Source organism: Hydrotalea flava (assembly GCF_001623405.1).
Classification (GTDB): Bacteria; Bacteroidota; Bacteroidia; order Chitinophagales; family Chitinophagaceae; genus Hydrotalea; species Hydrotalea flava.
On sequence record NZ_LUHG01000110.1, the window covers coordinates 100,213 to 115,182 of the forward strand.

The window sequence follows — 14,970 nt, forward strand, 5'->3', positions numbered from 1 at the left end:
TGCCATTAGTTTGTTGATTTTGATGAATAAGTGGCTCCTTTTCTGAATTTAAAATGCACATTTTTATTCTTCATCCAATCAATTAACTTAACGAAATTTACAAAGATGAAAATAAGACCTAAAGGAAGGCCAATTACATAATCCCAAACACCGGCAGCATGTTCAGAAATTAAAGCCCAAAAATAAAAAATAGAAACAGGCATTAAAAAAACGATACCGGTTACCATACCCGGGTTATATTTGGTTTTAGCTTTGATATTGTAGTAAAAAGTATGCATTATAAAATTACCAAATAAAAACAGCATTACTGCAATACCCAACCAAACAGCAGATACTGAAAAAAAACCGGCAATAATAAAGGTAGTCCACTGCACACCCACATCCATTATAAAAGCGCCATTGGGGTTTAATGGATAACTATCTGGCAGTTTGCTTTTGTACAATACCTTATTAATCATTTGTGGGAAATAACCCGGCCAGTGATACTCTTCAAACTGGTGCAATAACAATGATGCAAAACCAACCCAGATAGCGAGTGTAACATCTGATATTTTATTAATTTCCATGAAAATACCCTTCAACACTACAACTGATAAAACGGCACCCACATCAAACCATTTTCTTCTAAAAAATTCTAACATAAGATAAAATTTAGGGGTGAAAAAATATTGATATAGCTAATTTTATAAGTCCAATAACCATACCATTTAACATATAAATAAATATTTTATACACTCAAAACCTTAACTGCAAACGCTTACAGTAGATAATTAAAAAAAAATTAAAATGCACTGAAGGTGAATGACCAAATTAAATCTATAAAAAGCAATCAATTTTTTACAAACAGAAAAATAAATGCCTGTCTAAAACTTTAGTATCAGAACAAAAGTTACAAATAAAAATTCAAGTATGCAAGCAATTTTTTATTGATTGATATTAGCGTCTTTCAAAAAATAAAAGTGAAAGTATGTTACAGTTTCAGTCAACTACTAATTTACAAAATTCCACCATACCCCAAATCGAAACCATAAAGGCCTTTCAGGATAAAGTGGTGTAATAAAATTGTATTTATTGAAGGTAAACCCTTTGGAAGGGTTGATGGTATTGATGTTTTCTAACCGAATAAATCCTTTGAAGCCTTTAATTCTAAAATGGAAAAACAAATTCACATCCGGTCGGTTAGCTGTTGTGTAAGCAGACTGATAAAAGAACTGGCCAGTAAAAGGGGAATAATTGTCGGCTTTAAAATTTGAATAGTACCTTACTTCAATACCTGTAGAAAGAAATAAGTTGGTATAAAAATTACCTTCAAAAGCCAGTCGATTTCTGGTTAATAAAAAAGGTACATGAATAGGAGCCTTTCCGGTTACCTGTTGTAAATGTACTTCGGTATACCAATTCCAATGCTTTGTGAGTTTAAATTTCTTCTCAGCACTTACATGAATAAAATTGAATAAATTTTTATCCTGTGTAGCCACAAAGAAACTATCAAAATAAGTGTAATTATTCATCAAATAATATTCACCACTTAAAGTAAACGCCGCTTTCGGATTATCATAAATAGCAGATAATTTAGTAATATTTTCTTTTGAAAAATTCTGCTTATCACTCACCGGGAATGCAGTAGCAGGATCGAAAATAAAAGAAGGTGTTCTGTTTGTATTTTGAAAACCTAATGCCAATGTTCCCAACCGTTTACTTAATTCTCTTTGCAGACTTATGAAAGCATGATAATCGCCACTATTATACCCATTCAGAAATAATTTACCAGATACCTCTACATCCCATTTTTGATTTCGGGTTCTGTTTCTGTATTCACCCAACAAATAAATATTATGATAATTTTGCGTTCGTGTATTGAGTGTATCTGTAAATGTTCCTTTTAATAGCTGGATACCTAAACCTGCTTTAAAAAACTGACTTTGATTGTTTTTATCGGGAAATGTAATGGCGGCAAGCTCGTTGGTGATATTACTCCAGGCATCTTTATAACTTAAACTGTCGCGTATGGTGCTGAAATTAAAATATTGCTGGTATTGCGAATCAATTACATTGTTGTCATAATAATTATAACTACTACTTTTAATAATGAGTGTTTGTTGTAAACGCAAACGAGCATAAAACAACTTATAAGTAACAGAATCAGTTACCAATGAATCCTTCTTGCCAAAATCGTATTGTTGCCTAAACAAATAAGTATTTTGCTTATATACATTACCCGTACTAACAGTTGTACTAAATGGGTTGGGATTGGCAATACCGGCAATACCCAATCTGGTTTCCAATTCATATGGATTGTTGAGCGCAAGGCTATCAATTTTACCTGGGTTTTTTAAACCCCCATTTTCAGAGGATGCATTTTTATTGGAAAGAAAAATGAAGTAATTTTCGTAGCGTTTATTCGGCGATTGATAATGAGTGGTAAACCGTAAATTATTATTACTGGCATTTTGATTTTTATAGGTACCGGGTGCATTTGTAAACCGATATTCAAAAGAAAAATTGAAATTACTTTTTCGGTTTTGCGTATGCATAAAATCGAGTAACTGTTCTGATTTATTGCCCAATAAATAAGCTATTTCTGTGTATGGACGTGTGGTTTGAAATATTTTTGTATTTTCTAATGTAAAATTATAAATATCAAACTGATGAAAACCGGCATCCCAACCGGATTGCATGATGGGAGAAAACAACAGGGAATGCGATGCAGTTCCAAAATTGCCTAACGTATAATAATTGTAAGGTTGTGGGAAGCGCTTTGTAAAATCATTTAAAGAAGAATCTATTTTACGAATACGGGTAGAGTCGAAATGCCTGTAAAAAATAGTGATGGAATCCGCATATTTATCGCGATGCTGTAAAGAATCTTGTTTGGGTTGATTGGGAATGGGTCTGCCATTTCTATCATAAGAAATATTTCCAGCATTGCCACCGCTAAATCGGCCTGATTGACCATATTGTTGTTGAGCAGCAGCAAGCGTTGCAAAGCTGATGAAAGCCATCCATAAAAAAATTATTTTTACTGCTGCCAATCTGTTCATGCTAACTAAATGATGTGCAAATTAAAGCTAAAGCATTAAAAGAACCTTTATAATCCATACACACTTGTATTATAATTGTTGAATTAACTCCATAAACAACAAGCTAAGCTTAGGTTCTGCAGCTTTGGCGGCTTGTAATACTTCTTCGTGGGTAATGATGTTATCTTCATGACGAATTCCTAAATCGGTTACTACGCTTACTGCAAATACTTTCATACCTGCATGCACTGCGGCAATGGTTTCCTGAACAGTACTCATTCCCACTACATCACTGCCAACAATTTTAATAAGTTGGTATTCGGCATGTGTTTCAAAAGTAGGTCCGGTAACAGCCGTATAAATCCCCTGATGCAATTCAATATTGTTTTCTTTTGCAATTTGAATTGCTTTTTCAATAAGTACTTTACAATAAGGTTCACTCATGTCGGGAAAGCGGGTACCCAAAGCCTCTTCATTGGGACCTATTAATGGATTGGCAGTAAAAAAGCTAATATGGTCTTTTAAAATCATTAAATCCCCTACTTTATAATCGGGGTTCACAGCTCCGGCAGCATTGGAGAGTAAAAGGGTTTCAACTCCCAACAACTTCATTACCCGAATAGGAAAAACCACTTGCTGTGGAACATAGCCTTCATAAAAATGAAAACGACCTGCCATAACAATAACAGGCTTTCCTTTTAGTTTTCCAATAATTAATTTACCGCCATGTCCCTTTACGGTACTAACAGGAAAATGCGGAATTTGTGTATAAGGAATTTCTTTTTCAGCTTCTACTAAATTGGCTAAATTACCAAGACCACTGCCTAAAACTATACCCACTTTAGCTGTAATGTTTGTTTGTGACATAATATATGCAACTGCTTCCTGTAACTCGCTCATTAAATTGTTCATTATTATAAAATTTGAAAAGTATTAATACAATGTTTTTTTGTCTTTTTGTTGCCAGGCTTCAAACATAGCAATGGCTTCGTTTCTACCTATACATTCCATTACTATTTTACGCTGATCAACCGGCAGCGTTAATTCATGGTAAATAAATGAATCATCAAATCCAATGGCTGCCGCGTCTTCCCTTGTATTGGCATAATATACTTTTTTAGGCCTTGCCCAATAAATAGCACCCATGCACATGGGGCATGGTTCGCAGGTAGTATAAATTTCGCAGTCGGTAAGCTGAAAATCGTTCAATACTTTACAAGCCTCCCGAATGGCTGTTACTTCGGCATGTGCGGTAGGATCGTTTAACAACAATACCTTATTGCAACCCCGGGCAATAATTTCGCCATTTTTCACAATTACACAGCCAAATGGTCCACCCTGGTTAGCCATCATTCCTTCCAAACCTACTTTAATGGCTTCTCTCATATAATGCAAAGCACTCATGTACACTTGTTTTAGCAGCTGCAAGGATATTACATATTTTTTAATAAGGGAAAAAAAGTGGATAAAACAACAACAGCCTTAACCGAAAGTAAGGCTGTTGCAAGAAGATGGATTATTTATTTTAACCTATATATTAGCTTTGGGCAGATCATTTATTTCATCTAAACGTTGCCTACGCAATGCTTCTAATTTCTGTTTGCCATAAGCTATCTTAGCAATCAGCACAAATAAAACAGGTACTATAAAAATAGCCAGTAAAGTGGCAGCCAGCATACCACCCAACACGGTAAATCCAATGGTAGAACGGGCGATCGCGCCGGCACCGGTTGCAAAAGCCAAAGGCAATACTCCTAAAATAAAAGCCATTGAAGTCATTAAAATAGGACGCAACCTTAACTTAACCGCTTCCAGCGTTGCCGGTACAATATCCATGCCTCCATCTACCCTTTCTTTAGCAAACTCAACAATTAAAATGGCATTTTTAGCAGCCAAACCAATGAGGGTTACCAAGCCAATTTGCGCATATACATTATTATCGAGCCTTGGAATAAATGTTAACGTTAAAATGGCACCAAAAGCACCAATGGGTACCGCCAGCAATACCGAAAATGGGATGCTCCAACTTTCATATAAAGCTGCTAAAAACAGAAATACAAATAAAATAGATAAGCTAAATATATACACTGTACTGTTGCCAGCATTAATTTCTTCGCGGCTTAAACCAGAAAACTCATAACCATAGCCTGCAGGCAATACTTGTGCAGCTACGTCTTTTAATGCATCAATGGCCTGTCCACTACTATACCCTTCTTTGGGTGTACCATTAATTTCGGCCGTTCTAAATAGATTGTAATGCGAAATAAGCGGTGCACTTTCCGTAAGCTGATAGGTGATTAAAGTACTCATCGGCAACAAAGTACCTGCCTGATTTTTTACATAATACTGATTCAGGTCTTTAATATCACCACGATATAAGGAATCTGCCTGAGCCACTACGTGAAAATTTCTGCCATAAATGGTAAAATCATTTACATAACGACTTCCCAGAAATGTTTGCAAGGTATTGTATACATCTGCAATAGAAACTCCTAATTTTTGACATTTTTCACGATCAACATCTACCTTATAACCCGGAGTTCTAGCAGTAAAGAAGCTAAATGCCCTGGCTATTTCCGGCCTTTTATTGGCAGCCATTACAAAATTCTGCACCACTTTTTCAAAGGTTTTAATATCGTCGGTGCTTTCTCGTTGCTCTAATTCAAAAGTAAAACCGGCAGTTTGCCCCAAACCTGGAATGGCAGGTGGCTGAATTACCACAATATTTGCCTCTTTGATAACGGCAAAGCGTTTTTGAAGCGTTGCAATGATGGATTTAATTTGTTGTGATTTATCGGTACGTTGATCCCAAGGTTTTAATTGACAGAAGATGGTTCCACTGTTTGATTTGGTGGCAAATGTTACTACGTTTAATCCGCCTAAAGCCGCAAAATGACCTACTCCGGGAACCTCTTTTAAAATTCCCATCATCCGGTTTAATACATCTAAACTTCGGGTGGTTGAGCTGGCTTCCGGTAACTCAAACGTAATATAAATACGGCCTTCATCTTCAGTAGGAATAAAGCCGGTGGGTTTGTTTTTAAACAAAATGGCAGTTCCAACAAAAATACAAACTAGCAATACCATTGTATAAGGTGCCCATTTAATTACCTTTCTTACACCAATGGTATATTTAGCTGTTGTTCTTCTAAACCATTCATTAAAACGGAAAAAGAACTGATTAATACCTCTTGATTTTTTGTTTAAGTCCATAGGTCGCAACATCAGTGAACAAAGGGCAGGTGTTAATGACAATGCAACAAATGCAGAAATTAACACAGAAATTGCAATGGTGATGGCAAATTGCTGGTACAAACGCCCAACAATACCGGGTATAAAACCAACAGGAATAAAAACTGCTGCCAGAATTAAAGCAATGGCCACTACCGGACCCGATATATCTTTCATGGCACGTGCAGTAGCCTCTTTGGGCGTTAAATGTTCTTGATCAATATAGTGCTGCACAGCTTCTACCACCACAATGGCATCATCTACCACAATACCAATGGCCAGTACAAAACCAAACATGGTTAATGTATTAATGGTAAACCCTAAGGGTACAAAAAATGCAAATGTGCCAATAATAGAAACAGGAATGGCCAATACCGGAATTAAAGTAGCACGCCAGCTTTGCAGGAATAAGAATACAACCAAAGTAACCAATGCCAACGCTTCTAATAAAGTTTTTACCACTTCATCAATCGATACTTTTACAACAGAAACAGATTCAAATGGAACGGTATAATCTACATCTTTCGGAAAAGACTGCCGCAACTGATTCATGGCATTATATACACCCTGCGCAGTCTCCAATGCATTGCTGCCCGGCGCCTGGTATACCAGTAAATAAGAAGCTCTTTTACCATCTACAAATGAATTGCTGGCATAACTGAATTTACCCAATTGTATACGGGCTACATCTTTTAAATACACCAATGACCCATCAGATGGTTTACTGCGAACAATAATATGTGCAAACTGATCTTCGGTACTTAACCTGCTATTGGTAAACACGTTGTACTCAAACGACTGATCTTTACTTTGTGGAGGAGCGCCCACAGAACCGGCAGCAATTTGCAGGTTCTGATCCTGCAATGCATTCAACACATCAGTAGTGGTTAACCCTAACTGCGCCATTTTATCGGGTTGCAACCAAATACGCATACTAAAATCATCGGCACGGGTAAAAATATCGCCCACCCCTTTTACACGCAACAATGCATCGCGTACAAATATGTTGGCATAGTTATCTACAAAAGTTACGCTATGTGTGCCATTGGGCGAGTACATAGCTACCAGCATTAAAATACTGGGATTTCTTTTACGGGTAGTAAGACCCAGTCGCTTTACATCATCGGGCAATTGTGGTGTGGCAATACCCACTCTGTTTTGTACATCAAGTGCACCAATATTTACATCGGCTCCTACATTATATACTACATTAATGGTGGTGCGCCCATCGCTGGTACTATTGCTTTGCAGATAAGCCATTCCGGGTGTACCGTTTACCTGCGTTTCAATAGGTGTAGTTACAGTTTGTTCAACGGTTTGTGCATCTGCCCCATTAAAGATTCCGGTAATTTGAACCGTTGCAGGTGTAATATCGGGATATTGACTTATGGGTAAATTTAAAATAGCCAAAACGCCCAATAACACAATTACAATAGATATAACAATTGCCGTAACCGGGCGTTTTATAAATGTATTTGCAATCATAATATTCTCTAAATTATTTGTTTAGTGAGTCTGAGGTGCAGCTAATTGAACTTTTGCACCATCTCTTAATTTTTGTACCCCATCTATTACAATGGCATCACCTTCTTTTAAACCGGAACGAACCACAATTTTATCATTGATGCGTTGACCTAAAGCAATTTTCTGTTCTTTAACAGTTTGGTTGGCACTCAGTACAAACACAAAATATTCGCCCATTTGCTCTACCACTGCTTTAAATGGAATGAGTAAAAATTGTTGCAATGGATTATTGTTCTTTACCCGAACATTACAGCTCATTCCGGGTTTTAGCATATTGTCTTTATTGGGGAAGATGAATCGAACACGAATGGTACTGGTTTGGGGATCTACTGCCCTGTCAATAAAACTAAGTGTACCGGGTAAAGGATATACAGACTGGTCATTAAAGTTCATGGTAAACATAGAATCTGAAGCCGGTGCAGGATGTGCTTTTAATGCAGCAAAGCGGGGTATCAGGCTTTGATCTACAGCAATATCAACTGCCATCGGATTGTCTGAAGATATTGTATTCAATAAAGTTTGATTGGCCGAAATAAGTGTACCCATTTTTACCTGCGAAATGCCAATGGTACCATCAAAAGGTGCATATAAAACAGAAAATTTCAGATCGGTTTCTGCTCTTGCAACTGCTGCTTTTGAAGCTGCTACCTGCATTTTTGCAGCCTGTAAATCTGTAATGGCATGATCAACTACCTGACGGGCTATGGCATCTTTCTTTAGCAGTTCGGTATAACGGTCGGCATCTTGCTGTGCCTTGTCTAAATTAGCCAAAGCCACATTCATATTGGCTACTGCCTGATTATAAGCAGCCTGATAGGTTTCATGGTCAATATCATACAACTTCTGACCCTTGTAAACATGTTGTCCGTCATTAAAAAAAATACCTTTTATATATCCGGTAACCTGTGCACGCAATTCAATTTCGTTGAGTGCTGCAACAGTGGCAGGATAGTTATCATAATATACGGCCGAACCTTTTTGTACCTGGTAAGTGTTAACAGCAACGGGTGGCGGTGCTTGTTGTTGCTGCGGTTTGTTGGTGCAGGATGCCATTAAAACTAATCCTGTAAAATATACCAAAATAAAACGTAGCGAATTGTTCATATAAAAATATTTATATTTTTAATTTTTAATAGTACCTAAAGCTTTTTCAACATCGATTTTACTTTCCAACAATTGATAAAGCGCATCATAATAGTTTAACTGTGCAGTGCGTAAATCACTTTCAGCAACAATAACATCTAAATAAGTTTTAATTCCGGAATTGTATTGGAGTTGGATGGTTTCATACACATCATTGGCAAGCGACAAATTATCTTTCAATGCAACATAATTGGCAAGATTGCCTTTGTAATTGGCCAGTGCTGTTGCATACTCAGTATTTACGCGGCTTTTCAAAGCTACAACATCCCAGTTTAAACGATCTATTTGTAATTGCGCTTCTTTGATTTGGTTCACACGTTTATTTCCCTGAAAAATTGGAACAGATAATTGCAATCCAATATTTGAGTTACCTAAATTTTGGTTGTACAATTTTCCAAAATCATTATTTAAATAGTTGAAATTATAAATACCATAAGCAGAGATGGTGGGAATGAATCCCCATTTATAATATTTTAAATTGGCCTGCTGTAACTTTTGCTGGGTAACCAATTGCTGATATTCGATTCTATTTTCGAAAAATACATTTACAGAAGTATCTATAAACGCATCTTTTTCCATGGCAGTGGTATCATAACTTAAATGTAAATCTGCTGAATCAGGATATCCCATTAACTCTTTTAAATAAACAGATTTTGCTTTTACCAAATCAAAAACCTGCTTACGTTGTGCTATGGTATTGTTTAATGAAATGGTAGCTCTTTTATAATCGGTTTTATCTACAATACCCGCTTCGTATTGATGATAAGAGTCCTGCACATTTTTCTGCAAACGAATAATAGCCTGGTCTAACACCTGCACTTGTTTTTGCGTTAATAACACATCATAAAATGCCTTGCTCACATTTACGGTAACATCAATTTTATTACTAACAGTATTTTGCCTTACCTGCTTTTTTACCTGTTGTGCTGTTTGGCTGGCTAATAACGCATCTCTGTTAAAGATATTTTGGGTAAGTGTTAAACCCAGATTAGATGCATTATAAGTACCATTGCGTACATAATTCCCACCAAAATAAAATGCAGGTAATTGGTAGTTGTGCTGAATATAATAGTTCATACTAATTTGTGGATACCAATCGGCTAATTTGGTTTGAATGGTTTTATCTACAATTTGTTCGTCAATTAATGATTGCTGCACAATGGGTTGGTGTTGCAAAGCATATTGAACGCAAGACTGTAATGTTGCCTGCGCCAGTGTATCTGCAGCAGTCGCTTTTAATGGCGCCTGAGCTTTATTAGGCCCAATACTGGATACTAACAAAAAAAGTAATAAAAATATTCGATTCATATTTTATTTTAATTTCATATATTAAATGTAGCTTTTTTAGAAAGATACTTATTGATTTTTCTTTTTGCAATAATTATAACCGGGGAATTGGTGAAAGGAGTGCGAAGTTAAAAGTTTAAACACTAAAAAAACAAACAATTATTTAAATGGATGTTTGACACATATCAAAAAAAAAGACCGGCAGCAATGTTGCTACCGGCCTTGGTAAGGTTGTAAATAGATATACTTTTATACTATTCTTTTAACATTAACAGCGTTCAAACCTTTACGGCCTTCCTGTACATCAAATTCAACTTTGTCGTTTGCTTCAATCTGGTCAATTAAACCATTGGCATGTACAAAAGTTTCTTTGTTTGAATCGTCATGTTTGATAAATCCAAAACCTTTTTCTTCGTTAAAGAACTTTACAGTTCCTTGAATTTTTGTGTTCATTGTAAAATTTAAAAAATAAAATAATGCCTGCAAGGTAATGCTTATTTTACTGATAGCCTAATTAAATTCCATGAATATTGAAATATATGTTGAAGATGGTATTCAATATTGGCATTTATTTTACAAAAAAGCACCAGAGCAAAGCTGCTCCGATGCTGGGGATTGATTTTCAAGAGGAACTTATTGATGTAGTTGAATAACGCCAATATTTACATTATTTGCTCCGTTGATGTTAATATTATTGATAGTAGTGTCTTTATACCCATTGGATGCGTTGATGAAAACGCTGTACGAACCGCTTTTTAAACCACGCACTTTAAATTGTCCCTTTTTATTGGGCAATGCATAGGCCGTATCGGTACCACTGTAAATGCTTAACACCGGATAGGCATTGTAGGGCAATACAGCACCTGCAATACTACCTGTAGTAGCTTCAGTAAAGAAATGGAAAACGGGTTTCAAATAAAACTGATTATTCCACTGAACAACAGATCTGGCTACATCAAAATCTAACCAAAGTCTGGATGCACCGGGCTGGTATTCATCCCATTCATCTCCTTTTAATTGTATTAATACATAACCTTTTGAACCCGGCAAAAGATTTAATGGGTATGTTACACTGTTTTTAACCAATGAATTTCTGGTGCCCAGATTAATTCTAATTAAGCGGATAGAACCGGCCTTAATATTAGCAGATGCCAACAGCGTATCTACGCCATTACTTAAAGAAAGAATATCATAAACTCCCGGCTGTACGTGTAAATTTTCCCAAACAAAACTTCCTTCGGGATGATGGTGCTCATCATCTTCCCCTACATGATCCCAATTGGTAGTATCATTGTTTCGGGTATTGGTGGATGTGTCTACCAATACCATAACCGAATCAATGTCTAAATACACATGATCAAAGAAACCAGGGCCATCCGTCATATACAAACTTACCTGTTGTGTACCGGGTGGTACCTGAACTGAATTACTTTTTGAGCAGGCAGCCCAAATAAAAATGGCTGATAACAGCAGCCCAACCATGCCGATTTTGTTTTTCATTGCGTAAAATTTTAAGTAAAAATGATTACATGGATACAGTTTAATTATTGTTTCCAAAAAACGAGCCAATATTTAATGAAAAGATACCCGTTCAGTTATTTTGTTGCCCAAACGAGCTTAAAAAAAACTTAAAAATTCATCCAGTATAAATAAGCCCAACAATTGATATTCCTCAAATAATAACAGAAATGCTTAACAAAACGCAGGAATAATTGAAATGTACTTGCATCGGAGCACTACAAAATGTAGCTTGCAGGCTGAATTTAAAAAATGGATAGTCCTGATTGTACTTACAAAACCAAACACAATCATAACCAATATCCAATATCCAATAGCTACCATTTTGTAACTGATAAATCAAACCATATGAAACGACTGGCTCAAAAAAGCATGCTGGCTTTGTCTTTATTTTTTATTGCAGCAATTTCAAATTCATTGAAAGCACAAAAAGAAAAACAGAAAAAAGATTATTACCTTATTAAAGTTTACCATTGTAAAAGCACTGACCAGGTAAACATGGTAAATGATTATTTAGAAAAAGCATATTTACCTGCCTTACACCAACATGGTTTTGAAAAAATTGGCGTATTTACAAGATATGATAACGATACGGCTACCGACAAACGTGTATATGTTTTTATCCCAAATACAGTTGTACAAAAACTATTGTTGCTGGATGATGAATTATTAAAAGATGGTAACCTGCAAAAAAATGGTACAACTTATTTGCAGGCTGCTTATAACACCCCTCCTTATCAGAGAATTGAAACCATAGTGCTAAGAGCATTTAAAGATCATCCAACGTTTGCCTTACCTCAATTAACTGGCCCACTTACCGAACGTATTTATGAATTAAGAAGTTATGAGGGTTCTAATGAAACCTTCTATCACCAAAAAGTGAAAATGTTTAATGAAGGTGGTGAAATCAATATTTTTAAAAGCCTCAATTTTAATGCAGTTTTTTATGCAGAAGTTTTATCAGGCTGCCACATGCCCGACTTAATGTACATGACCACATTTAATAATATAGCCGACAGAGATGCACATTGGAAAGTATTTGGCGATAATCCGGCTTGGAAAACATTATCTACTTTACCGGAATATCAGCATACTGTTTCTACTGCTAATATTTATTTGCTGCATCCTACATCTTTTTCAGATTTTTAAACAACAAACTTTAACCTATTTGCATAAAAAAACCTGAGCAGAATGCATCAGGTTTTTTTGTGATTATTTCAATAGTAAGCTATTGTAAGTATTGTTTAAACCATACCAAATACCGCTCTAACCGATCAACCTGATAAGAGGGTTTGATAATACCATGATGTTGCCCCGGATAAATGACCAATTCAGTTGGTATACCAATTGATTTTAATGCCTGATACATTTGTTCTGCGCCAATGGTAGGTACGTTAAAATCTTTTTCACTGGCCATAAATAATGTTGGTGTTTTAATTTTGTTTACGTGAAAGAAAGGATAAGACAATGCCATCCATTTTTCAGGATGTTCCCATGGCTTCCCTAATTCTGTTTCGTATTGTGTAATGTATTGATCGAAGCCATACATACTTAATTGCAAGGAACTGCCTGCACCGCTGGCCGCTGCCTTAAACCTGTTATCGGTAGCAATGGTATAATTGGTTGAAATACCACCATAACTCCAACCGCTAATTCCCATTCTGTTTCCATCAATTTTTCCGGCTTTAATTAAATAATCTGCTGCGCCTGTTATATCCATCACTTCTTTATTACCCCAATCTGCATAAATGGCTTTAATATAAGCCAAGCCACTACCGTTACTACCTCTGTAATTTACACCTATCACAGCAAAATTGCCTGCTGCTAAAACTTGCCTTGTAAAATCAAAAGCATAGTCATCTTGCGCTACCGGGCCACCATGTATATAAAATATGGCAGGCAACTTAGTGGCATTATCCATACCCGGAGGCGTAAATAACAGGCAGGGAACTTTTGTTCCATCTTTACTTACTGATGTAAAGCCTTCTACTTTAGCCAGGGCAAGTGATTGCATAAAATCATCATTCATGTGCGTTATCTGGTGCATGGCATTTCCTTCTATCACTACCACTTCATAAGGATGATAGGGATCGCTCCAAAGCGCTGCCATTTGCGATTTATTATCACTCATATTTAATCTTTCCAAACAAAATTCACCCTCCACAAGTGGTTGTATTTTTTGGGTAGCCAGTTCTACCTTTGCAAGATATTTTTTTCTGTTATCAGTTATCAAACAATAAATATACTTGCCATCGGCGGCCCATTGCTGATTTGAAACTGGTCTGTCAATAGCAGTGGTTAATAAAATGGGTGAACTTCCATTTGCAGACACTACAGCTAAAATACTCTGTCCATACATGGTAAAAGCCTGATTGCTGCTGGATTGTAAATAAGCAATCGATTGCCCGTCGGGACTCCATATTGGACGCGTATCACTGCCCGGCCAAGTAGTTACTTGTTGTAAAGAAGCTCCTTTTTCGGCATTCATCAACCATATATCGGTATTATCATTCTTATCAGGATCAGCCGTTCTGTTGCTTACAAAAGCAATACGTTTACCATCGGGACTCCAAGCCGGAGCACTTTCATCAAACTGGCCCTTTGTTAATGTATCTAACTTTTCGGCCTGTACATCAAATAAGTATAAATGGGTATGCCGGTTGTCTAAATAACCCGTAATATCTTCTTTAAAATGGTAGCGATCTATTACGTAAGGTTTTCTGGTTTTTGTAGAGGCTGTATCAGAAAAATCCTGGTCTTTCATGGTTAAAAGAATTTGTTTACCATCCGGACTCCAAACATATTCACCCAAATCTCCTTTTAAATGGGTAATCTGTTTTGCCTCACCTCCACGCCTGTCTAAAAGCCAAATTTGCGCCATTGCATTTCCCATTCGTGCTGACACAAACGAAAGATATTTCCCATCCGGGCTCCATTTGGGCATTGATTCCGATTCAGGTGTATGGGTAAGCTGTACAGTCTGATGCCCATCCCAACTCACCATCCAGATATCTGTATTGCGCCTATCTTTAGCACTATCGGCCATACTAACGGTATAGGCTATCCATTTCCCATCGGGCGATACTTGTGGATCTGATACATTTTTTATCCGATAAATATCCGTTGGTAGTAAACTACGTTTTGATGATGACTGTGCCATTACAACCGAACTGCCACCTGTCAAAAATAAGAGCGTGAACAACCATTTTTTCATGTGCATATATTTTTGTTTAAGTAATCAATACAA

The 14,970-nt window shown here is 36.5% G+C and carries 11 protein-coding genes; 1 reads left to right on the forward strand and 10 read right to left on the reverse strand.

The annotated features are described in order from the left end of the window. Positions 1-5: 5 nt before the first annotated feature. From A0F92_RS15135 to A0F92_RS15175, 9 genes are all read right to left on the reverse strand, one after another. Positions 6-641 (reverse strand): HXXEE domain-containing protein, encoded by a 636-nt coding sequence (locus tag A0F92_RS15135; protein ID WP_068248186.1) that lies wholly within the window; start codon positions 639-641, stop codon positions 6-8. A gap of 348 nt (positions 642-989) precedes the next feature. Continuing rightward, entirely contained in the window at positions 990-3,041 is a 2,052-nt protein-coding gene (locus A0F92_RS15140) for a putative porin (protein ID WP_068248188.1), read from the reverse strand. A gap of 69 nt (positions 3,042-3,110) precedes the next feature. Next, complete coding sequence (locus A0F92_RS15145; RefSeq protein ID WP_068248190.1) at positions 3,111-3,932, reverse strand: purine-nucleoside phosphorylase; 822 nt, start codon at positions 3,930-3,932, stop codon at positions 3,111-3,113. 21 nt (positions 3,933-3,953) lie between these two features. Further along, positions 3,954-4,424 carry a nucleoside deaminase gene (locus A0F92_RS15150; RefSeq protein ID WP_068248193.1) on the reverse strand — a complete coding sequence of 157 codons (471 nt, stop codon included), beginning with the start codon at positions 4,422-4,424 and terminating at the stop codon, positions 3,954-3,956. 126 nt (positions 4,425-4,550) lie between these two features. Beyond that, the gene (locus A0F92_RS15155) at positions 4,551-7,736 is read right to left on the reverse strand and encodes an efflux RND transporter permease subunit (RefSeq protein WP_068248195.1); all 3,186 of its coding nucleotides are present in this window, start codon (positions 7,734-7,736) and stop codon (positions 4,551-4,553) included. Positions 7,737-7,757: 21 nt separating this feature from the next. After that, complete coding sequence (locus tag A0F92_RS15160) at positions 7,758-8,879, reverse strand: efflux RND transporter periplasmic adaptor subunit (protein WP_068248202.1); 1,122 nt, start codon at positions 8,877-8,879, stop codon at positions 7,758-7,760. Between the two features lie 18 nt (positions 8,880-8,897). Further along, positions 8,898-10,226 carry a TolC family protein gene (locus tag A0F92_RS15165; RefSeq protein WP_068248206.1) on the reverse strand — a complete coding sequence of 443 codons (1,329 nt, stop codon included), beginning with the start codon at positions 10,224-10,226 and terminating at the stop codon, positions 8,898-8,900. Between the two features lie 228 nt (positions 10,227-10,454). Next, positions 10,455-10,658 (reverse strand): cold-shock protein, encoded by a 204-nt coding sequence (locus A0F92_RS15170; protein WP_068248209.1) that lies wholly within the window; start codon positions 10,656-10,658, stop codon positions 10,455-10,457. A gap of 180 nt (positions 10,659-10,838) precedes the next feature. After that, positions 10,839-11,705, reverse strand: coding sequence for a DUF4382 domain-containing protein (locus A0F92_RS15175; protein ID WP_068248211.1), 867 nt, complete (start codon positions 11,703-11,705; stop codon positions 10,839-10,841). 366 nt (positions 11,706-12,071) lie between these two features. On the opposite strand from A0F92_RS15175, the gene A0F92_RS15180 reads away from it, so the two are divergent. After that, positions 12,072-12,872, forward strand: a complete 801-nt coding sequence (locus tag A0F92_RS15180) for an NIPSNAP family protein (protein WP_068248318.1) — start codon at positions 12,072-12,074, stop codon at positions 12,870-12,872. A 79-nt stretch (positions 12,873-12,951) separates the two neighbouring features. Here the strand turns inward: A0F92_RS15180 and A0F92_RS15185 are convergent, their stop codons facing one another. Continuing rightward, the gene (locus A0F92_RS15185; RefSeq protein WP_068248321.1) at positions 12,952-14,937 is read right to left on the reverse strand and encodes a S9 family peptidase; all 1,986 of its coding nucleotides are present in this window, start codon (positions 14,935-14,937) and stop codon (positions 12,952-12,954) included. Positions 14,938-14,970: the final 33 nt, after the last annotated feature.

Coding starts and splice junctions, on each gene's coding strand:
- A0F92_RS15135 (WP_068248186.1), bottom strand. CDS start 641: ATGTTAGAATTTTTTAGAAGAAAATGGTTTGATGTGGGTGCCGTTTTA.
- A0F92_RS15140 (WP_068248188.1), bottom strand. CDS start 3,041: ATGAACAGATTGGCAGCAGTAAAAATAATTTTTTTATGGATGGCTTTC.
- A0F92_RS15145 (WP_068248190.1), bottom strand. CDS start 3,932: ATGAACAATTTAATGAGCGAGTTACAGGAAGCAGTTGCATATATTATG.
- A0F92_RS15150 (WP_068248193.1), bottom strand. CDS start 4,424: ATGAGTGCTTTGCATTATATGAGAGAAGCCATTAAAGTAGGTTTGGAA.
- A0F92_RS15155 (WP_068248195.1), bottom strand. CDS start 7,736: ATGATTGCAAATACATTTATAAAACGCCCGGTTACGGCAATTGTTATA.
- A0F92_RS15160 (WP_068248202.1), bottom strand. CDS start 8,879: ATGAACAATTCGCTACGTTTTATTTTGGTATATTTTACAGGATTAGTT.
- A0F92_RS15165 (WP_068248206.1), bottom strand. CDS start 10,226: ATGAATCGAATATTTTTATTACTTTTTTTGTTAGTATCCAGTATTGGG.
- A0F92_RS15170 (WP_068248209.1), bottom strand. CDS start 10,658: ATGAACACAAAAATTCAAGGAACTGTAAAGTTCTTTAACGAAGAAAAA.
- A0F92_RS15175 (WP_068248211.1), bottom strand. CDS start 11,705: ATGAAAAACAAAATCGGCATGGTTGGGCTGCTGTTATCAGCCATTTTT.
- A0F92_RS15180 (WP_068248318.1), top strand. CDS start 12,072: ATGAAACGACTGGCTCAAAAAAGCATGCTGGCTTTGTCTTTATTTTTT.
- A0F92_RS15185 (WP_068248321.1), bottom strand. CDS start 14,937: ATGAAAAAATGGTTGTTCACGCTCTTATTTTTGACAGGTGGCAGTTCG.